Raw genomic sequence first — 21729 nt, forward strand, 5'->3', positions numbered from 1 at the left:
ACAACACTCAACTTCGACTCTTTTCTTTTTTGTTCTGCCTGCATAGAAACCCTCCATCTTTTCGTATCTTCATATATTTTACATATTGTAGAAACGCCTGCATAGAACGAATTGACACTCAGGAAATTAGACCTAAACAAAAAGAATGGCAAGAAGCCATTCTTTTCCTTCCTATTGTAATGCTGTGTATCTCTCCACTCCGGTCGTGACCGCTTCAAGCATTCCTTCTAAATACATGGGATCAGACAGCTTTTGATCTTCTTCTGGATTGGTCATATACCCCATTTCAAGAAGTACAACCGGCACCGTAGACCAGTTAAAGCCCGTTAAGTCACTGCGGTAGCGAATGCCGTTTACTTTCATACCACTTTGCTTTTTCACTTCACTTACAATGAGAGTTGCTGCGCTTTCACTTTGTTTGGAGATTGCTTGCTCTTTGCTTGGAACGAGAACCCCAAAGCCGCTAACGTTTGGATTCTCGGCTCCGTCTGCGTGAAGCCGAATCACAAGGTCTGCTTTCTTTTCATTTGCCATTTCTGCTCGCTCTTTGTTGCTGATATCAACGTCATGAGTAGAACGTGTAAGATACACCTCAAACCCTTTTTCTGTTAGAAGCTCTTCAAGCAAAAAAGCCGCTTCTAAATTCAGCACATACTCAGGCTTTCCTGTGGCAACGCCTGTTTTTCCGCCCGTGACCTTCATTTTCGTTTCGCTCGAACGAGGCGACTTGCGCTTGATGATCACAATCTATACAAATAATAAACGACTTTTGGATTGGCTGCTGCTGCGTTTCTTCCTTTTATTTTCATCATTTCTTCACATCTGTATAGGTATTTATATTTATAAAGAACCTAAAAAAACTCAAGATAAAAGAAAATATATACAAAATAAAATAAAAAATGTAATATTATTAGGTATTTATAATTAGAAAGGGTTGATTTTTAATGAAGAAATTACTAAGAGCCTCATTTTTGCTCACTTTGTTAATGTTTTGCTTTTTCCTAGTTGGAAAAGATCAGTTCGTTTACGCAAACTTTAGCAACGCATCTGAAGTGAAATTAAATCAGGTTCAAAAAGGAAAGCTTAAAGATTATAGCAGTCAAGATTTTTATAAATTTACCTTACCAAGTGACGGAAATATTACCTTAGCTATGAAACGTGTACATAACGCAAGTTGGTCAGCAGCTATTTTAAACAGCAAAGGTGAATTATTAGATGATTTTGATACCGATTATAATGAATTTGCTACGGGTAATGAAACAACTGAAGTTGGTTTAGCAAAAGGTACCTATTATATTAAAATTGAAGATTATTATGGTAGTATAGATGTTCCTTATGAATTCAAAGTAAACTTTGCTTCAAGTACTAATTATGAGAAAGAATTTAATAATAACCTTAGTTTAGCGAATCTTATAAATCTTAATCAAACGTATAGAGGTGTTTTACAAACAAGATCTGATTTAGACTTCTATAAAGTAAACGTTCCTAACGATGGCAACGTAACTTTATCAATGAAACGCAAACACGGTACAAGTTGGAACGCAACAATTTTTGATAGCCAGGGAAAAGTGTTTAATGAATTTACTACTGACGCCAGTGAATTTGTTGAGGGCGATGAAAAAGTAGAGGTAGGTCTACCAAAAGGTACTTATTATATTAAAATTCAAGATAGCTATAATGGGAAAAACGTCTCGTATGAATTTAAAGTGGGGTTTGCAGCAAGTGCTAATTACGAAAAAGAGTTTAACAACAACCTTACTTCTGCTAACTCAATAAATATCAACCAAACGTACAAAGGTATGTTACAAACTTCTTCCGACTTAGATTTCTATAAGCTTATCTTACCAAACGATGGTCAAGTTTCTCTATCTATGAAACAACAATATGATTCTCGATGGACTGTTACTATTTTAAATAGCGAAGGACAAGTATTTAATCAGTTTATTACTGATGGCAGTGAACTTGTTGAAGGTTATGAAACGATGAAAGTCGGTTTAGCAAAAGGAACCTACTACATTAAAATTGAAGATTATTATGATAGTTCAGATGTTCCTTATGAATTCAAAGCTGCTTTCACGTCTGGAAATAACTTTGAAAAAGAATTCAATAATACAATTGCAACAGCTAATACAATTAATTTAAATCAAACGTATACAGGTATGTTACAAACTAGCTCGGACTATGATATCTATAAGTTTACTGTTCCAGTTGATGGGAACATTACTTTATCTACAACAAAGATGGAAGATGTGTCTTGGAGGGCTTCGATACAAAATGCATCTAAGCATATTTATAAATCATTAAGTACGAGTTACGCTACTGTGAACGGCTTAGAAAGTACAGCTCTCTATCTAAAAAAAGGTACTTATTATTTTGTCTTGGAAGACAACTATGATGCCAATGATGTACCTTATAACTTTACCCTTTCTATGAAATCATCACCGTTAAAAGTAACACAAGTAAAGGCGGCAAACAACAAAGGCAAAAACGACACCATTACTGTAACAGGCATTAATAAAAACGATACGATTAAAATATATAATGCCAGCTCAAAAGGTACCTTGCTAGCGTCTACAAAAGCAACGACTACTTCCGCAAATTTATCAGTAAAGCAGCTGGGCACAAAGGCTGGGAAAGTTTATGTAAGTATCACTCGTTCAGGCATGGGTGAGAGTGATCGAGTTGCAGTGAGCTATAGCGGTGAACAATCGGATTCACTAAAAACAAATCAGGTTAAAGTCACAAACAACAAAGGGAAAGCAGATACCATGACGGTAACTGGCATTTCAAAAAGTGATGCAATCAAAGTATACAACACAAGTTCCAAATCAAAGGTGTTGGCTACAAAACAAGCAACTACTTCTTCTGTTAGTCTATCAATCAACCAGTTGGGAACGAAAGCTGGAAAAACCTACGTAACAATCACACGCTCTGGAATGACAGAAAGTGTACCTGTAGCTATTTCTTTTAATGGTGAACAGTCTGATTTATTAAAAGCATCTCAAATTAAAGTTACAAATAATAAAGGAAAAGCAGATGTTGTTACCGTAACTGGTATTGCTAAAGGAGATACGATTAAAATATATAACGCTAGCTCTAGAGGTACTCTGCTGGTAAGCAAGCAAGCAGCAGGATCTTCTGTTAGCCTATCTGTGAAGCAGTTAGGCACAAAAGCTGGGAAAACATATGTATCTATTACGCGTTCAGAAATGACAGAAAGCGGACGAATTGCGGTAAATTACGGAGCTGAGAAATAAAAAAAGCATCTTACCAACAATGGTAAGGTGCTTTTCACTTAAAACAACCCCAAAAACTTCGCTTTCTTCACTCGCTCAGGAGGCAAGGTCTGTACACCTCTGCCATCCACAATCGCCACGGCGTTTTCCATCAGCATGTCTACTTTGCTGTCACCGTATGCTTTTTCGATTAGCTTATACGCTTTTGGAAGCGAGTATTTTTTATAGTTTGTCAGCGTCACACCTGATGCAACGACGTGAGCTAGATTATGTTCTAAAAATTCAAAGGCCGCTTGCTTCACTTTTTTCCCATGTATGCCGATAATACTATCAGATGATACTTGCACAAGTGCGCCCTGCTTCACCAATTTATATAATTCTTCTTTATGCTCTAAGAAATAAGGATGGCGTTCAGGCTCACTGATAACAGGAACAAGTTGATCAAGCTGTAGCTCATAAATCAATGACTCCATATAAACAGGCTTTTCTTGATGTGAGATATGTAGAAGCATATACTTGTTGTTGTCATTAATCGTTTGGAAGTTACCCCGAGACTCTTGAATAAAACGCTCGCTAATCGGTACTCTACCTCCTGGCATCACACGGAGCGGAATAACACGTGACTCTAGCATATGATTCATATCATCCAGATAACCAGGCTCTAACCCTTGTTCATTGGCAATAATGGTGTGAACACCATTGTCCGTTAAAAGCAACGCTGCTTCTTGAAAAACTTTTGAGCTCCCAACCTTCTTCGGTACGATATCCGTGTATAAATCTATCATCTTTATCTTCTCCTCAGTGACACGCTTTATTTAAATAAGTTTATCATAACCGCACTGTGCCACTCAAACGAAAATAATATTCATATATTTTTTTATTTTTCAGATTAATAAACTTAAAAGATACCAAGGAACTTTTCTTTTCGAATTCTTTCAGGTTGCTCTTTTTGGATACCCTGTCCTCCCATGACCGATTCTGCGTTTTCCATTAACAGATAGACGCTTCTTACACCGAAACGTCGTTGGATAACATCATACGCTTTTGGAAGTGCATACTTCTGGTAGTTAGTCGCATGACAGCCCGATGCCATTAAATGAACAAGTCCATGACGCAAAAGTAAATAAGCAAACCGTTTCTCCTGTGCTCCGTTATATCCCATCAGACTTTGAGATGAAATCTGCATAACCGCTCCTTTCTTTACCAATTCGTACACTGCATTTGGATTGTTCCTAAAATACGGATGACATTCAGGTTCATTAATGATAGGAATAATCTTTTTCAGCTGCAGCTCATACATGACTTGATCGATATATGCAATAAAGCTTGTTCTTGGAAGTTGCAGTAATAAATAGGTTCGGTTATCGTCAACAGTTAAACTATCATTGATATTATACGAATGGTGGAGCGTTGGTTGAAGTAATACTCGCTGTCCTGGAACAACATTTAATGGAATTTTTGTTTCTTTTAAAGAACAGTTAGCTGCATGAACCCGGTCTAAAATCGTATTTCTCTCGAATCCAAAATCTTTGCCGTCATAAAACGGACTTGTCATAATGGTCGTTATCCCCTCAGAAACGAGCTTTCGGCTCATCTTTAAGAACGTCTCGGTGTCGGTGGGACCTTTTTCTACATTAGGCAACAGAATTACATGTAAGTCAATCACTCAAACAGCCCCTATACAGTTTTTATAAGCATATAGTACCATTTTATAGTCTAAATCAAGCAATAACAATAACTATAAATAGACATTTTACAACAAAAAAAGACAGCAGGATAACCCTGCTATCTGCTATGAAGCAACAAAATAGTTAATTAATGCTTCTGCCCATGCCTTATGACCTTTGTCAGTTGGCGTACGTTGATCTTCTGATAGGTAATTCAAGATGTCTTCGCTCGTGTAATCTGGCCATGATTCCCAGTGATTTACGTATTCATATCCGTTCTTTTTAGAGAATGATTCTAACTCTTTTGCTTCTTTCGGATAATTCGTTGCGTTGTAGATTGGCTGTGATGGCTGAAGGATTGTCACGACACCGTCAACTTCTTTTGTAATATGAGACATAATTACGCTTAAATTATCAAGCGTGTTTTTAATGCCTACTACGCCGTTATCATTTAACAAGAACGGTTCAAACAATAACACATCAGGATCAGCTTTTACGATATCTTCATATGTATTACCACGAACAAACTCAAGCGTATTCATTCCCTCATATTCATATACCGTCACATCAATTAACGACGAACCATACGTTTTATCAAGCTCTGCTTTTAACAGCGTTGGCCAGCTATTTTCAGCCTTTGACGTTGCTTGTGAACCAACAATCACAAGATTCATCGGCTCTCCTGTTTCAGATGCTGTTGCTAGTTTATTCACAATCGAATCTGGTAAATTGGACGCATATGACTCCCAACTCCCTCCTAAAGCGACTTTTGACTCACTACTACTTGACGTACTTTTTTCCTGAGAAGTCGGCGCTGCGGACGTATTGGAGTCCCAATAAATCTTTCCAGCTACAATCGTTGCAATAAGCACAATGATTGCTAAAATATTCACAAATACTTTCATATTCTAACTCCCTTGCTAATTCTTTCTTCCTTTTCCTTTCTATTATAATATAAATTTTGACGAATTTTTATAAAAAATGATTAAATTTGTCATTTTTTTTGGTAAAATAAAAGAATACGTGTGTATTTTGTCACAGAACAAAAGACGTAATAATAAATAAGAAAAGGAAGATACATTCATATGGAACAAGAACGCAGACGCAGAAAGCGTAAATCCAAAAAGGGATTTAAAATCGCTCTTTCTATCATTCTATTATTAATTATCGGTATTGGAGTTTACGCTTTCTCAGTATATAGCTCCGTAACTAACACATTAAACAGAACGCATGAACCGTTATCTCGTGATAAATCAGAAAAGCGTGGCCAGCAAGTAAACCTAGACAACCGTGAGCCAATCTCAGTTTTACTACTAGGAACAGATCCTCGTGGTACAGAACGCGGACGTTCAGATTCACTGATTCTCATGACGGTAAACCCAGACAAGCAATCAGTCAAGATGGTCAGCATCCCGCGTGATACAAAAACAGAAATTATCGGAAAAGGAAAAGAAGATAAAATTAATCACGCTTATGCTTTCGGCGGTGTCGATATGTCAATTAAAACCGTTGAGAACTTTTTAGATGTACCAATTGATTACTACGTGCAGGTTAATATGGAGGGGTTTAAAGATATTGTAGATGCTGTTGGTGGGGTAACTGTGAATAATAACTTAGACTTCACGTACGAAGGTCACCATTTTACAAAAGGAACGCTTGATTTAAACGGAGAAGAAGCATTAAAGTATTCACGTATGCGCTATGAAGATCCAAGAGGCGACTTTGGACGCCAAGAACGTCAGCGTCAAATTATTCAAGCCGTTATTGATGAAGGTGCAAGCATGAAATCTCTTGCGAACTACGGAAGCATTTTAGATGCGATTGGCGATAACGTAAAAACAAACTTAACGTTTGAGGAAATGAAAGATGTTCAAGCGAACTACAAAGATGCTCGTCATAACCTAGAACAGATTCAGCTTGAAGGAACGGGTGGAAAAGCAAGCAACGGAGTTTACTACTACCACGTATCTGAAGAAAATCGTACACAAGTATCGAATCTATTAAAAGAACATTTAAATCTAAACTAGAAGGAAGCTGACAAGAGTCAGCTTCCTTCTTTATTATATAAAAATACCCACGCCGCTATGTTTGTAAACATAGCGGCGTGGGTATAAATACATTAATTGGTACCGTAGTAATAGTAGTAGTTATTTCCTTCATCCACTTTACGGTTGTTTAACACAACGCCAAGTAGCTTACCGTTCGCATTAACCAAAAGCTCTTTTGCTTTTTGCGCAGCTTCCTTGTCCGTTTTGCCACTGCTGACCACAAGAATTGTACCATCAACCTGGTTAGCTAAAATTTGTGAATCAGTTACCGCAAGAGCTGGAGGCGTATCAAAGATTACCATATCAAACTCACGCTTCATGTGAGCTAACACTTCTCCCATATACTTAGAGCCTAAAAGCTCAGATGGGTTCGGTGGAATGGGACCACTCGTTAAAATATGTAAGTTAGGTACCTCACATTCTTGTACAGCTTGCTCTAACGTAGATTGCTTCGTTAATACGTTGGTAAAACCAATGTGATTTTCTAAGCGAAACGTGTAGTGAGCCGTGGGCTTACGTAAATCTGCATCAATTAGCAATACTTTTAAGCCTTGCTGAGCGTAAACGGTTGCCAGGTTGGCAGACGTTGTCGACTTTCCTTCTCCAGGTCCTGTTGACGTTAAAAGAATGGATTTAATATTCTCGTCTGCATTAGAAAACTGAACGTTTGTACGAATTGTACGATACTGCTCAGAGACAGGGTCTTTCGGACTATTATGAGCAAGTAAACGACGTTTTAGCGTTAATAGCTTATCATTCTTTGCATCTTTTGCTTTACGAGCCAAACGTCTCACCTCGCGTTCTTTGAGCACGTCCCAAAGGCTGAGTCTGACGGACCGTTGCTTTTGGCACATCTTTTATGTTAGTGATAACACCAATAACAGGGAGTTCAAGAATTTGTTCGATATCTTGCTCTGTTTTTAATGTGTTGTCTAAGTATTCAAGTAAGAAGGCTACGCCTACACCAAGCATTAATCCAACAACGATTGCAATCGCAATGTTTAGTAATGGCTGTGGCTTTACAGGAGCAATATCTTCTCCTATTTCAGCTTTTGAGAGAATATTCACATTATCCACGTTCATTAGTTTCGAAATCTTGCTTTGAAATACTTCAGCTGTCGTATTGGCAATTTTAGCAGCCATATGTGGTGAGTCATCTTGTACTATCAAATCAACTACTTGAGAGTCTTTAGCACTACTCACCTGAATTTGTCCTTTTAACGCTGTAACAGAACGATCTAAATTTAGTTCTTCTCTTACCGTATCTAAAATAACAGGACTTGTAATAATTTGATTATACGTATTAATCAACTGAATATTGGTTTGTACTTGGTTGGTGTTATATAATTGCTCATCAGACTTTGCTTGGTTTACAAGAATTTGCGTTTTTGATTCGTAAATTGGCGTCATTACAAAGAAGCTGAAAACTGCACTAACGATAGCCGCAATCATTGTAATTAACGCAATTAACCAAAGACGCTTTTTCAATGTCTGAAACAATTCTTTTATACTAATTGTTTCTTCCATGATGACCTCCGAATGCTTAATAGAATCAAAAATAATACAAATTCTATTATAATAGACATAGATATATTTATCTATACTATTTTCATATAAATAGTTATTTTTACAAAAATAGGTCTAATAAATTAATTCACACCTTTTAAGAAATGAACTAGCCCATCTCTCCACTGCCTAGGAATAGTTATATTGTTAATTGCTAAGCTTTGATGTTTAAATACGGAATATGCTGGACGCTCTGCCGGACGTGGAAATTCTTCAGTGGTACAAGGATTTACCTGTACTTCTATTCCTGCTTCATCGAATATTGCTTTGGCAAATTCATACCAAGAACATTGTCCACTATTTGACACATGATAAACACCATATTTTTCAGTGCTTACCAACTCTAGAATTGTTGTAGCTAAATCTAATGTATACGTTGGGCATCCCACTTGATCAGCTACAACCGATAGTTCTTTTTTTTCACTACCTAGCTTTAACATTGTTTTCACAAAATTAGCTCCATGTTTGCCGTATACCCAAGATGTACGAACAATAAAAAATTGAGAATGCAGATCACGAACAAATTGCTCTCCTGCTAACTTTGATTTGCCGTATACACCTAAAGGAGAAGTAGGTGAGAACTCATCATAAGGTTCTGTTCCAGTGCCATCAAAAACATAATCAGTACTTACATATACTAATTTTGCTTTGATTTGCTCTGCTGCAACAGCCACATTTCTTGTACCATATGCATTAATAGCAAATGCTTTTTCAGGCTCAGACTCTGCTAAATCCACTTTGGTATGTGCTGCTGAATGAATAACGATATCAGGTTGAACACGGTGAATGATTTCTTTAACCTGACTTTGATTTGTAATATCCATTTCGTCTCTACCAAATCTATATACTTCAAATCCTTCGTTATTAAATAACTCAACTAACTCTTTTCCTAATTGTCCGTTAGCTCCTGTAATAAGAACTTTTTGACTCATTTTTGGTCACCATACTGTTTCGCGTAGTAGTTTAAATAATCACCCGACTTAATATTTTTCCACCATTCTTGGTTTTCAACATACCATTGGATTGTTTCAACAATTCCTGTATCAAATGTATACTGAGGTTTCCAACCTAACTCTGTTTCTAGTTTTGCTGGATCAATTGCATAACGACGATCATGACCAAGACGGTCCTCTACAAACTTAATTAGTTCTGGTGAAGCACCTAATTTTTCTACAATTAAATGAACAATTTCGTTATTTGTGCGTTCGTTATGACCACCAACGTTATAAACTTCCCCAGATTTTCCTTTATGAATAACCAAATCAATAGCTGCACAGTGATCTTTTACATGTAACCAATCACGCACATTTTTCCCATCACCATAGATAGGTAATTCTTTTCCTTCTAAAGCATTTGTCACCATAAGAGGAATAAGCTTTTCAGGGAAATGATATGGACCATAGTTATTAGAACAACGCGTGATGTTCACGTTCATACCAAACGTTTCATGATATGCACTTACGAGCATATCTCCGCCAGCTTTACTTGCTGAATATGGGCTGCTTGGGGCTAAAGGTGTGTCTTCTGTAAAGTAACCTGTTTCACCTAAAGAGCCATATACTTCGTCTGTTGAGACTTGTACGTATTTTGCTAAATTATTTGCTTTTGCTACGTCTAGTAAAGCTTGAGTGCCTAATACGTTACTTTTCACAAAAATATCTGGTTCAGTAATACTGCGGTCTACATGAGATTCAGCAGCAAAATTCACGATTACATCAATATTATGATACTTAACAAGATGATCTACGAGCTCACGGTTGTTAATATCACCTTTAACGAATGTATAATTTTCATGACTTTCAATATCTTTTAAGTTTTCTAGGTTACCTGCATACGTCAACAAATCATAGTTTACGATGCCATACTCAGGATAAGTTTCAATCATATGACGCACAAAATTACTTCCAATAAATCCTGCTCCACCTGTTACTAAAATATTCATTCAAAGTCACTCCCACTCAAAGTTGTTATCAGCTTCAGCTAATGTTGGATGTTTTGTATCTTTCTCTGAAAGAACAGGCTCATTTACCGGCCAATCAATTTTTAATACTGGGTCGTTCCAAGCAATTCCTCTATCATGTTCTGGTGAATACAGCTCATCTACTTTATACTGAACTTCAGTATTCTCTACCAATGTACAAAAACCATGTGCAAATCCTTTTGGAACCAATAGCTGACGCTTATTATCTGCAGATAAAATAAATCCCTGCCATTGTCCATATGTAGGTGACCCTTTACGAATGTCAATAATTACATCATAAATAGCTCCTCGTGTCACACGTACAAGTTTAGTTTGGGCTTTAGGAGCTAATTGGTAGTGCATTCCACGTAGTGTTCCCGATTGCTGAGATAAAGAATGATTATCTTGAATAAAATCCATATCGATACCATGTTGCACAAATAATGTTTTATTATAACTTTCAGTAAAGAATCCTCGATGATCGCCAAAAACTTTAGGTTCAATTACTACCGCATCGTCAAACTTTGTTTTTATAATTTTCATACTCTTCCACCTACTAATGCCTCTTCTAACTCATACTGATTTGCTAAGCGTAACATATACTGCCCATATTCATTTTTGCTTAATGGTGATGCCAGTTCAATGAGTTGTGCTTTTGTAATATATCCTTTGCGGAAAGCAATTTCTTCTAAGCAAGCAACTTTTAAACTTTGGCGCTTTTCTACAGTTTCAATAAACGTAGATGCTTCTAATAAAGATTCATGTGTTCCTGTATCTAACCAGGCAAAACCACGCCCTAATAACTCAACCTGAAGTTTACCACGACGTAAATACTCTTCATTCACTGATGTAATTTCTAACTCTCCACGAGCAGAAGGCTTAATCGATTTTGCTATTTCTACTACTTCATTGTCATAAAAATATAAACCAGTCACTGCATAAGTTGACTTTGGATGAAGTGGCTTCTCTTCAATTGAAACAGCTTTGCCTGCTTGATCAAATTCAACCACCCCAAACCGCTCTGGATCTTTTACGTTGTAACCAAAAACTGTAGCTCCTTCTGTACGACTAGCTGCACGTTCTAAAGTACTCGTAAACCCGTGACCATAGAAGATATTGTCCCCTAAAATCAATGCAACGGAATCATCACCAATAAATTCTTCTCCAATGATAAAGGCTTGTGCCAATCCATCTGGTGACTCTTGAACTTCATAACTTAAATTAATACCTAAATCATTTCCATTACCTAGCAATTGCTCAAAACGTGGTGTATCTGTTGGAGTAGAAATAATTAAAATATCTTTGATTCCTGCCAACATTAAAACTGATAGTGGATAATAGATCATTGGCTTGTCATAAATAGGAATTAGTTGTTTCGAGATTGAACGTGTTATTGGATAAAGCCGTGTGCCGCTTCCCCCGGCTAATATAATTCCTCTCATAAGCTATTTATCCACTCCTTCTTTCGACCAATAATAATTATGCATACTTATTTTAAATTTGATTCTTTGTGGAATCTTTTGCTCCATCTTCCCTAACCTATAGGCACTTAACTTGGCAAAATTTCGTAGAAACAAGTCAAGAAGGTATAAATACTTTCCTTTTTTAAAAATATATTTTGCATTAGCTATTAAAAATTTTAAACCTTCCCCTTCAGCTTGGTTGAAGTTTTCGGTAATCCATGACTCTCTACCATAGAAAACACCTATATCAAAATACCTTTTAAACTCCTGCATTATTGTATAATCATGCGAGTGATAGACGCATGCATCAGCAACATAGGCTACTCTTTTACCACTTAACACAATCTTCGCAGTAGTATAAGTATCCTCTGCTAGTATGACGTGATGAGGAAACCCACCTACATTTACAAAATCGGTTTTTCTATATGCTGCATAAGAGTTAGAGCAAAATACAGTCTTAATACCATATTTACTTTTATCATCCAGCGATTTAACTTGTGAATAATTAGGATAGTTAAAGTCTCTAGCAAATGCACCTGGAAACTTTGCTCCTTCGATAGGGAGTTGTCTTCCATAGGTAACTGCAATTTCTTTATTATTTTCCATCGGTTCGACTAACTTATAAATAGAATCTTCAGAAGTTAATATCGCATCTTGGGTAAGAAATACAAGGTAAGAACCTTTAGATTCATTAGCTAGCATATTTCTCGTTGATCCATGATTGAAATCTCTTCTCAAAGCTTTGATAACTCTTATATTGTTCTCTTCTAAAAAAGTTACGGTACCATCTGTAGATTCTGAGTCTATAACAATTACTTCAGTATGATTTTTTGCATTAATTGTTTTTAAAATTTCAATATTCTTCTTAAGATACTTTAGTCCATTTAAAGTTGGAATTAACACTGAATAATTAACTATTTTGATCTCCCCCATTAACCTTTACTAATGAAGTATAAAATTCCTTTAAAATTAAAGCTGAATTTCTCCAATTAAAGGTTTGATGTAATTTATCATTACTCATTTCATTTATAGGTTGTTTTAAGGCAAGTAGCACCTTTGTTTTTATATCTTTTAAATCGTTTGGTGCAACATAATATACATTCTTTCCTAAATAGCTTTTAGAAAAGCTATGTTCACTAGCCACGACTGTACATCCATTATATAAAGCTTCTATATCAACTAGTGGAGAAACTTCAAACCAGCTAGCAGATAAATGCACCTTAGATTTCTTATACAGCTTATTAATTTCATCATGACTAACCTCTGTAATGTATTCTATATTCGAATGTTTATTAACTAATTTAATAAACTCTTTATAATACTTCTTATGGTTAGGATTTGCCTTTCCAACAAAAGTTACTTTTTTTTCTGTATCTTTTAAAGCTTTTATTATATTAATTTGATTCTTTCTTGACTCTATCCTTCCAACCACTAGTACATCAATTTCTTTTTCAATCTTGTTATTAACCGTTGTATTATTAAAACTCACGCCATTTGGTACAATAATAGAATTTTTTATTTTTATATTAAAATCTTCTTCAATTGCTTTTCCTTCACCTTCAGCGATTAAAGCAATTCCATCTACATTATTAAGGATTAGTTGCTGCTGTTCAAATACCGGTTCTTTAATATCTTTTCGAATACTTCTTAATTTTTTATTTAAAACTACTCTTAGAACATTTTTCATTTTCTCCCGGGTCCAATAATCTTTTAATATAAGGTTAAAAGATTTTAATACCCCATACCTACCATAAGTCTCATGAAGGTCGATATGCTGATAACTGTGATGAATCGGTGAGAGAACAATTTTCTTTCCTAACCTTTTAGCATTTTTAAAGAAATAATATGTTTCTAAGGGTCTATCAATATTTACTAAGTGTACAATATCTGCATCTATTAAATCCTCATTTAAATCAACTGATATACGAGCATCAATTCCTAAAAATGTTAACTCTTTTACATAATTCTCTATTTGAACAGTATCTCCCCCTTTTTTGGAATAAGCATCTATACGCATTAAAAAAACAACTTTCATTCATAAACCGCTCCTAATTTATAGCTGAACAAATTTAGGTTTACTTTTTCTTTTAATCTTTTCCTTAGAAGTGAATGCCTGTACAATTATTTGAATCGTTTTCGGTAACAGTATTAAAATTACAAATGTTCCGATATAATAAGCGAATCCACTCATTAAAGCTCCTCTATAAATATAAAAAATAAAACCTAATAATACAGCATAAGATAATTTATTATTAAACTTTACTTTCCCTTCCATATAATTAATAATTAACGCCATTACCACAGGACCTATAATTATTCCTAAAAAACCAAAGTCAACATATAATTCACTTGGTAAAGCATTGGCTAAATTATTAAAGTTCATATATCCATTATCAATTAAATAATTTCCTACCAACTCGCCTGTATGAGGAGGTTTTGTACTCCAAAGCTCTCTAGGTACAAAAAAGAAGAGCGAACCCAATAATTGCTTTCCATGTTGAAAACCAATATGATCAGTAAATTGAATAGTTGCAATGATATTAGCATACGCATCAAAATGTAACTCAAGCATTTGAGAAAACGCTAAATTAAATAAGTCAATTTGTCCAACTTCATTAATACCATATCTAAAAAAGTTCAAGAATGGAAATATAATAAAAACACCTACATTTAGAGCTATAAATACTATCAGAGAACTGATCTTTTTTCTAAAGAAAATATAAGCTGAAGCTATTATTATGAACGCTAGGTAATATCTAGCAACATTAAATGGGCTAATAAAGTAGAAAAACATTGCTAGAGAAAAGATTAGAAGCCACCAAGATAAGAAACTGCTTTTGTTTAAATTTACAATTCTATAAACTAAATTTCCATATACAAAAGCTCTAGTAGCAATAGTTATTATTAATAAAATAGAAGAGTTTGTTATATATGAGTCCCAAAATGAAAGCCCCAAAAAGAATTCCATTCCAAATAAATTAAATGTTGCTAACGTTATAAGTAGAGAAGTGACAAAAAATACAAACGAGACAGCCTTATTGTTAATTAAAATTGTTTCATTGTCTATTTCTTCATAATTTGTATTTCTCCTGAAAATCATGAACAATGTAGACCATACTATAAGAAATAAATTAACTAAATTTATTTCATTTGTATTAATATTTAAATTATTTGGAAAGTCATTAGAATATATTTGTATTATGGGTGCAAATATAAAAAATAAATATTTAAATGACCATACAATTAAATCTAAGCTCATTATTTTTCTTTTAGTAGCTTTTATTAATCCCAAAGTTATAAGTGTAAAATGAGTTTGAAAAGTTATCCACATAGTTACTGAATCTAATAGATATAAGACAAGCAATGAATTAATCAAATAAAAAAATAGAAAAAATAAAAAATTAACTCTCTTCATAATATTTATACCTGAAGTCTAAATTGGTTTAAAACTTCTGTTAAATAAGTCGATGAGGTTCCTTGTGTATAAGGGAAATAATGAATCTTAACCCCGTACTCTCCGAATTGCTTTTCAAGTTCATTCCACTTTTGGGTGCCTTTCCAATCATCACCCACAAACATAATATCAAAAGGGTTATGCTTATAAGCTTCAAATTTATCACGGGTCGTTTGCGTAACTACTTCATCCACATATTTAATAGCACTAACAATAGTTTTTCTTTCTTCAAAAGGAATAATGGGTGTTTTATTTTTATATTGTTGTACTAACTCATCTGTGCTTACTCCCACAATTAAATAATCACAGTTTTCTTTGGCTCTTTTTAAAAGATTTAAATGTCCTATATGAAAAAGGTCATAAACACCGGTTGTATAACCAATAACTCTATTAGATTTCATAGTATCTCTCCTTATTAATAGTTACCTTTACTACTCCATGATGAGGTTCTCTTTTATCTGCTGGCGGCAATTTCATATAATCACCAAATAAACGAGTAAGAATTTTATCATATTGTTTTGGAGCAGGATAAAAGTTATTTTCAAATTCTATATTTTCCATTTCTAAAAAGTCATTTATATTCATCATATATTTGTAATACCTTTGCTTATTAACTCCGTTTTGCAGATGACTGATATATTTTGTTTTTCTGTTATACATCTTTATTACACGATCATTAAGTCTATCGGTAAATATTTTAGGCACAAGCATTAACATGGAAGATAATAAAATAGCTATGCCTTTCTTTATTGGGTTATTAACCTTTTTTATAAAGCCATTTACTCTCAAAAGTTGAATCCTCGAAAAAACATATAGTAGAAATCTATGTATCTTACTTCGCACCCCATCGTGGTGTACATTATCTAATGCAAAAACATCTATATATATACCATGATGGATATTCGATTCGATAAAGGTCTTTTCAACAAATTCAGTATCATTTTTTCTTATCTTTATAAATTGGCGGTTATATTCTTTATCAGTTTCATAAGTTTGTAAAAAATATTTATTAGTGAGTTCTGTAAATGCAATAGATTTAAATTTTTCAAAATCCTCTCGCAGCATACAAACATCTATATCATCATCCCAAGGAATAAAACCTTTGTGTCTAACTGCACCTAATAGAGTACCTGCAAACAACTGATATTTTAAATTATGCTTTTTACAAATGCGATCAAATTCATTTAAAATATTAATTTGCTCCTTTTGAACTTTCCTCAATAACCCTTGATTCCCATAAACATTTGGCAATTTCCACCCTCATTTCTACTTCTTTTTATGTAAATAAAGAAACATTAAAAATTCTCAAAACCCTTCCTAAAAGGAAAGCTATTATAATGTTAAAAATGAAAAATATTAAAAGGTCCATAATAATGCTTGAAAAATTAATAATTGAATTACTTATATAGAAAGAACTAAAACAACCGATGGTAAAAATAATATAGCTAAATTTAAAGTTTATATTGATACCGTCTCTTTTCATATAAAATATTAATAATATCGCATTTATAACAGTAGAAATTGAATTAGATAATGCGATACCACTGGCACCCATATAATTTTTAAACATGACACATAATATTATATTTACAACTACTGTTACTGCCATCGTGTATAGTGGTATCTTAGCTTGCTTTACCGAATAAAAATATCTTGTTAAAATCATTATTAAACTTTGGCCTAGTAGCATCATTGCAAACATTTGAAGCGCACTTGAAGTTAATTCGAGGGCAGCGTAATCAAATTCTCCTCGAAGAAATAATAGCTCTACAATACTCTTACTTCTAAAATAAATAAATAGCGCCAGGGGTAACGACGTCACGTATATGATTTCTATTGAAAACTGGATTATCTTTTGGGTATCACTTTTTGCATCGTTAGCTACTTTTTTAGCTATTAAAGGATAGATAACGATACCTAAAGACTGTGCTACTATACCTAAAGGTAATTGAATAACCTTTTCAGCATAACTTAGGCTAGCTACACTTCCATCACTAAGAGAAGCAGCAAATAAACGATTAGTTATTAAATATAACTGGTTCATTAAAAGTCCCAACATGATAGTGAATGACATATATATAGCTTCTTTAGAGATGCCCCCTATATATTTCCTGGAATATGCATAACCTTCATTTTTAACAAAATAATATTGGAAAACTAAACTAATAAGTGCACCCAATGCCATTCCTTGAAATAGCGAATGTTCTGTTGGTATGACAGAATAGGTTAAATACATATAAACTATTACTATTACATTCAAAATCAATTGTCCAATATTGGAAGAAACTACCCTATCATTAAACTGCAATAGTTGTTTATACAGCATACTAATAGCAATTAATATCGCTGCAGGTAGCGAAAAACTAATCAACTTTAACATAGTTTTCTCGTTTTCACTAAGTAAATCCGGCCAGTTCAGCAATACTATTACAATTATCAGTACCAGTAGAGCAAGTAAACTTAAGAATTTCACAAAATTATCTAAAACTCCATTAAATAGGCGAGATTTTTCTCTAATACCATCTTTTTCACTAATTAATGGAATAATAGAATTTGCTACAGCTGCCCCTAAAACGAATTGGAAAATATGTGGTACTGTTAAAGATAAAAATACAGAGTCTGCTAACTGTGTTGCGCCTAATCTAGAAGCAATAATAGCTTCTCTAAAAAAACCAACTACCCTACTAAGTAATGATATAGTTGCAACAATTACAGTAAATTTAAAAATCTTCATGAATTTATCTACCTATTCTATAAAAAATATAAATCTCTTATGAATCTACCTTCAAATTAATAAGCACCTTTTTTGCTAAGAACTAACCAAACTGTTTTAAATAATATTAGGGCATCTAATTTAAACGATTGATTGTCCACGTAATAGAATTCAATATCAGCTCGTTCTGGATATCCGACATTACTTCTTCCACAAATTTGCCAATATCCAGTTACTCCAGGCTTTACAGATAAAAAATCTTCTATACGTGCTTCATACTCTTTCAATTCTTCTTGAATAACTGGTCTAGGCCCTGTAAGACTCATTTCTCCTTTAAGAACATTTATTAATTGTGGAAGCTCATCTAGACTAGTTCTTCGCAAGAATTTACCCAATTTCGTAATCCTAGGATCTTCTTCTTGTTCTAACTTGTAATTATTTTTTATGTATTTAGCATATAATACCCTATCGTCTCTTAATATCTTTTCAGCATTGACAATCATAGAACGAAATTTATACATATAAAATAATTTTCCATTTTTACCAACTCTCAACTGTTTAAAAAATATTGGTCCCTTATTATTACCAAAGGCATAAGCAAAAGCTATACTTAGAAAAATTGGAGACGTTAAAATTAGTCCTATTAACGCTCCTAATATATCGATAAGCCTTTTTGTAAAGCTATAAGCTCTTCCCACACTTTTTTTGTTCAAGAAGCTGTTGGAGTTTATAGAGACATTCCTTTTTTTTACAAATCCTTGGTTCATTTAAACACCTTCACTTCTTGTGAATTTAAAATATCTTGGAGAAAATTAAGTAAATCATATTTCAAATCTTCATGTTGTAATGCAAACTCGATACTAGTTTGAATAAAACCTAGTCTTTCTCCAACATCATAGCGCTTACCTTCAAAATCATAAGCAAACACACGCTGAATTTCATTTAACTTTTGAATTGCATCTGTTAATTGAATTTCTCCCCCTGCACCAATTTCTTGCTGCTCTAGGAACATAAAGATTTCAGGGGTAAACACATAACGCCCCATAATCGCTAGATTTGATGGCGCTGTGCCTGGAGCTGGTTTTTCTACAAATGTATTAACTTGGTAGCGGCGACCCTCGTTTGAGATTGGATCAACGATTCCATAACGATGAGTTTGATCATCACCTACTGTTTGAACACCAATAACCGATGACAATGTGTTTTCATATTCGTTCATTAATTGGCGTAGTGATGGCGTCTCAGCTTGGACAATATCGTCTCCTAGTAGGACTGCGAACGGCTCGTTACCGATGAAGTTACGTGCACACCATACCGCATGACCTAAACCTTTTGGCTCTTTTTGACGAATATAATGAATATCAACGTTTGATGATTGACGTACTTTTTCAAGCAGCTCAAATTTCTCTTTTTCAATTAAGTTATTTTCAAGCTCTGGCGCGTAGTCAAAATGATCCTCGATGGCGCGCTTTCCTTTACCTGTTACGATAATAATATCTTCGACCCCTGACTCAATTGCTTCTTCTACAATATATTGAATTGTTGGCTTGTCTACGATTGGAAGCATTTCTTTTGGCATTGCTTTTGTAGCTGGTAAGAAACGTGTTCCAAGACCAGCTGCTGGAATAATGGCTTTACGTACTTTTTTCATAACTCTTTTCCTCTTCCCTTATTATTTATAAATTTATTTGATACTGAAATAGACTTATCAAATCAAAACTATTCCTAATTAACTTTAGAAATAATGAAAGTAAATATAGTCTCTAATACTAAAATCATCCATAAAATTGTGAGAACAGTAAGTAAATTTGTTATTTTTTTCAAAAATAACAAATTTACTTTACTTAAAATTAACATTGGTGTGTTTTAATTAATATAATCATTAAAATATTCCTAAAAATTTCTTCTTCACCTTCACCTTCTCAGGCGAATCTTTAAAACATGCATTTCCCTTCACAATCGCATCTGCGTTGTCTTGGAACAAGTACAGCATGTCCACACCAAACTCAGACTCAATCACATCATTTGCTTGCTCCATGTAGAAGTTACGCCCCGATACGTTATGGGCATCTGAAGCGATGACGTGCGTCAGGTTTGCTTCTATTAAATCTAGTGAGAATTTTTTGATTTTCTTTCCGAATCGTCCCGTTAGGCTTCCTGCGGTTACTTGAGTGAGAGCTCCTTTGTTAACAAAGTTATAAAGTAAATCTGGCTCTTCAATTAACCGACTGTTTCGTTCAGGATGAACGATAATTGGCGTTAAGCCTTCTGATTGAATGTCATATAGTAAACGTTCTGTATAACGCGGCACTTGGCTAGAAGGAAACTCTACGAAGACGTATTTCGACGTGTCGTTTAGGGTTAGTATTTTACCAGCCTGATAGTCTTCCACTAGTTCTCCATATATACGAGACTCTTGTCCTGGTAAAATAGTTAAAGGTATATTTTCATTTAACAGCGAGTTGTTCAGCTGCTGTATAAGTTCTAGAATATTTTGCTTTTCATTTATGTACTTTCCGTTCTGATGATGAGGTGTTGCCACAATAGTACGAATGCCTTCTGAAACCGCTTGTTTTGCCATTTCAAGACTGTCATCCATCGTTTGTGCACCGTCGTCCACTCCAGGCAGTATATGGCAATGTATGTCAATCATTTCTTTGCACCTTCAATCCTTCCAAAGTCCCAAAAATCTTTTTTAATGTTATCATAGCAATAAAATAGGTTCAATGAATTATTTTGTCGAAAAATATCGAATACATCTTTTATGTCATTTCATGTCTTTTTTCGTCCTTAAAATAGGTCTTACGCTTTACTATTACTGTCGAACTCTACGGCTAAATTATAGTCTATTTAAATAGTCCTAACAACCTGTTTTTACATAAAAATTCCTTTACTAAAAGAATTATGCAAATAAAAACGGCTTCGTTATAGGTTTTAACAAGGTATCTCTATATTTTTTCTGTGAATCAAAATGGTAGCGTTTACATATTTATAATAGAAGAAAGTTATTTATAAATAAAAAGAACCATTTCTTTATAACTTATATAATTAAGTCTTTCGATATAGTTCTATCCGTATATGAATCCTCGCCATTTTTCTTGCATTTAACGGTTGTTTTCCCTACTATATAAGAATCTGGTAAAGAATAGGACGTAGTTATATGTTAAAACGAGTTTTATTAATTGGTTTACTGTTAGCCATTTCAAATTTTTCACATACCCCGCACTTAAAAGTGACGGATCCAGGCACGTGGCAAAATGAATCAGTATGGGATCACAAGGCTACGATTCAATCCGTCTTAGATCCAAGCGGTGAATTTTTCACGCAATATACGTACGGGTTTGATGCAGAGTTTGTTTTACGAAAGATTGCTCATCTTTCTTTCTTTGGATTATTAGCGCTTTTAATCTACTGGAACCTCCCTAAAATGAAAGGACGCTTTCTACTTGCTTGGTTCTTACTTGCGGGGTTTGCGTTTATAGATGAAGTGCATCAGGCATTTATCGTAGGGCGCGATGGGCGCATTATTGATGTGATCATTGATTCGGTTGGCGGAGCGTTGTTTTTATATTTGTGTTACCGATTTAAAAAACCGAAAAAAGCGCAGCAAGAGTAGTCTTGC

Annotated in this window: 22 protein-coding genes; 3 read left to right on the forward strand and 19 right to left on the reverse strand. The window is 34.3% G+C overall.

What is annotated here, in order from left to right; translation table 11 throughout:
• Positions 1-171 precede the first annotated feature (171 nt).
• Entirely contained in the window at positions 172-702 is a 531-nt protein-coding gene (locus tag EPL02_RS04305) for an N-acetylmuramoyl-L-alanine amidase family protein (RefSeq protein WP_131887061.1), read from the reverse strand.
• 242 nt (positions 703-944) lie between these two features.
• Between EPL02_RS04305 and EPL02_RS04310 the strand changes: the two genes are divergently transcribed.
• On the forward strand, positions 945-3257 hold the full coding sequence (locus EPL02_RS04310) for a pre-peptidase C-terminal domain-containing protein (protein WP_131887062.1): 2313 nt from the start codon (positions 945-947) through the stop codon (positions 3255-3257).
• Positions 3258-3295: 38 nt separating this feature from the next.
• Here the strand turns inward: EPL02_RS04310 and EPL02_RS04315 are convergent, their stop codons facing one another.
• The 3 genes from EPL02_RS04315 to EPL02_RS04325 all read right to left on the reverse strand — a co-directional run bounded on the left by EPL02_RS04315 (position 3296) and on the right by EPL02_RS04325 (position 5808).
• Positions 3296-4021, reverse strand: coding sequence for a CpsB/CapC family capsule biosynthesis tyrosine phosphatase (locus tag EPL02_RS04315; protein ID WP_131887063.1), 726 nt, complete (start codon positions 4019-4021; stop codon positions 3296-3298).
• Positions 4022-4134: 113 nt separating this feature from the next.
• Positions 4135-4902, reverse strand: coding sequence for a tyrosine-protein phosphatase (locus EPL02_RS04320; protein ID WP_131887064.1), 768 nt, complete (start codon positions 4900-4902; stop codon positions 4135-4137).
• 126 nt (positions 4903-5028) lie between these two features.
• Positions 5029-5808 carry an SGNH/GDSL hydrolase family protein gene (locus EPL02_RS04325; protein ID WP_131887065.1) on the reverse strand — a complete coding sequence of 260 codons (780 nt, stop codon included), beginning with the start codon at positions 5806-5808 and terminating at the stop codon, positions 5029-5031.
• Between the two features lie 180 nt (positions 5809-5988).
• Here EPL02_RS04325 and tagU point away from each other — a divergent pair, with 180 nt between their 5' ends.
• Positions 5989-6930 carry a polyisoprenyl-teichoic acid--peptidoglycan teichoic acid transferase TagU gene (gene tagU / locus EPL02_RS04330; protein ID WP_131887066.1) on the forward strand — a complete coding sequence of 314 codons (942 nt, stop codon included), beginning with the start codon at positions 5989-5991 and terminating at the stop codon, positions 6928-6930.
• Between the two features lie 92 nt (positions 6931-7022).
• On the opposite strand, the gene EPL02_RS04335 is transcribed toward tagU, so the two are convergent.
• The 15 genes from EPL02_RS04335 to EPL02_RS04405 form a co-directional block, all read right to left on the reverse strand.
• Positions 7023-7736 carry a CpsD/CapB family tyrosine-protein kinase gene (locus EPL02_RS04335; protein WP_131887067.1) on the reverse strand — a complete coding sequence of 238 codons (714 nt, stop codon included), beginning with the start codon at positions 7734-7736 and terminating at the stop codon, positions 7023-7025.
• Entirely contained in the window at positions 7726-8478 is a 753-nt protein-coding gene (locus EPL02_RS04340; RefSeq protein ID WP_131887068.1) for a YveK family protein, read from the reverse strand. The genes EPL02_RS04335 and EPL02_RS04340 overlap by 11 nt, the downstream gene beginning before the upstream one ends.
• A 122-nt stretch (positions 8479-8600) precedes the next feature.
• The gene (gene rfbD, locus EPL02_RS04345; RefSeq protein ID WP_131887069.1) at positions 8601-9449 is read right to left on the reverse strand and encodes a dTDP-4-dehydrorhamnose reductase; all 849 of its coding nucleotides are present in this window, start codon (positions 9447-9449) and stop codon (positions 8601-8603) included.
• Positions 9446-10459: a dTDP-glucose 4,6-dehydratase gene (gene rfbB / locus EPL02_RS04350; protein ID WP_131887070.1), complete on the reverse strand. Its 1014-nt coding sequence runs from the start codon at positions 10457-10459 to the stop codon at positions 9446-9448. Before rfbB ends, rfbD begins: the two co-directional genes overlap by 4 nt.
• A 6-nt stretch (positions 10460-10465) precedes the next feature.
• Positions 10466-11020, reverse strand: a complete 555-nt coding sequence (rfbC, locus tag EPL02_RS04355) for a dTDP-4-dehydrorhamnose 3,5-epimerase (RefSeq protein WP_131887071.1) — start codon at positions 11018-11020, stop codon at positions 10466-10468.
• Positions 11017-11919: a glucose-1-phosphate thymidylyltransferase RfbA gene (gene rfbA / locus EPL02_RS04360; RefSeq protein WP_131887072.1), complete on the reverse strand. Its 903-nt coding sequence runs from the start codon at positions 11917-11919 to the stop codon at positions 11017-11019. Before rfbA ends, rfbC begins: the two co-directional genes overlap by 4 nt.
• Positions 11920-11922: 3 nt before the next feature.
• Positions 11923-12873: a glycosyltransferase family 2 protein gene (locus EPL02_RS04365; protein ID WP_131887073.1), complete on the reverse strand. Its 951-nt coding sequence runs from the start codon at positions 12871-12873 to the stop codon at positions 11923-11925.
• A complete protein-coding gene (locus EPL02_RS04370; RefSeq protein WP_131887074.1) occupies positions 12851-13975 on the reverse strand; it encodes a glycosyltransferase family 4 protein in 1125 nt (374 codons plus the stop codon). The genes EPL02_RS04365 and EPL02_RS04370 overlap by 23 nt, the downstream gene beginning before the upstream one ends.
• 18 nt (positions 13976-13993) lie before the next feature.
• Positions 13994-15355 carry an O-antigen polymerase gene (locus tag EPL02_RS04375; RefSeq protein WP_131887075.1) on the reverse strand — a complete coding sequence of 454 codons (1362 nt, stop codon included), beginning with the start codon at positions 15353-15355 and terminating at the stop codon, positions 13994-13996.
• A gap of 5 nt (positions 15356-15360) precedes the next feature.
• A complete protein-coding gene (locus EPL02_RS04380) occupies positions 15361-15795 on the reverse strand; it encodes an FAD synthase family protein (protein WP_131887076.1) in 435 nt (144 codons plus the stop codon).
• Positions 15785-16645: a LicD family protein gene (locus tag EPL02_RS04385; protein WP_131887077.1), complete on the reverse strand. Its 861-nt coding sequence runs from the start codon at positions 16643-16645 to the stop codon at positions 15785-15787. Before EPL02_RS04385 ends, EPL02_RS04380 begins: the two co-directional genes overlap by 11 nt.
• A 25-nt stretch (positions 16646-16670) precedes the next feature.
• On the reverse strand, positions 16671-18128 hold the full coding sequence (locus EPL02_RS04390) for a lipid II flippase MurJ (RefSeq protein ID WP_131887078.1): 1458 nt from the start codon (positions 18126-18128) through the stop codon (positions 16671-16673).
• Between the two features lie 56 nt (positions 18129-18184).
• Complete coding sequence (locus EPL02_RS04395) at positions 18185-18874, reverse strand: sugar transferase (RefSeq protein ID WP_131887079.1); 690 nt, start codon at positions 18872-18874, stop codon at positions 18185-18187.
• Entirely contained in the window at positions 18871-19758 is an 888-nt protein-coding gene (gene galU / locus EPL02_RS04400) for a UTP--glucose-1-phosphate uridylyltransferase GalU (protein ID WP_131887080.1), read from the reverse strand. Before galU ends, EPL02_RS04395 begins: the two co-directional genes overlap by 4 nt.
• 231 nt (positions 19759-19989) lie before the next feature.
• Entirely contained in the window at positions 19990-20760 is a 771-nt protein-coding gene (locus tag EPL02_RS04405) for a tyrosine-protein phosphatase (protein ID WP_131887081.1), read from the reverse strand.
• A 507-nt stretch (positions 20761-21267) separates the two neighbouring features.
• Between EPL02_RS04405 and EPL02_RS04410 the strand changes: the two genes are divergently transcribed.
• Entirely contained in the window at positions 21268-21723 is a 456-nt protein-coding gene (locus EPL02_RS04410; protein ID WP_131887082.1) for a VanZ family protein, read from the forward strand.
• The last annotated feature ends 6 nt before the right edge of the window (positions 21724-21729 follow it).

Origin of the sequence: Bacillus sp. CBEL-1, assembly GCF_004348885.1 — a bacterium.
GTDB classification, from domain to species: Bacteria; Bacillota; Bacilli; order Bacillales; family Bacillaceae_H; genus Priestia; species Priestia aryabhattai_A.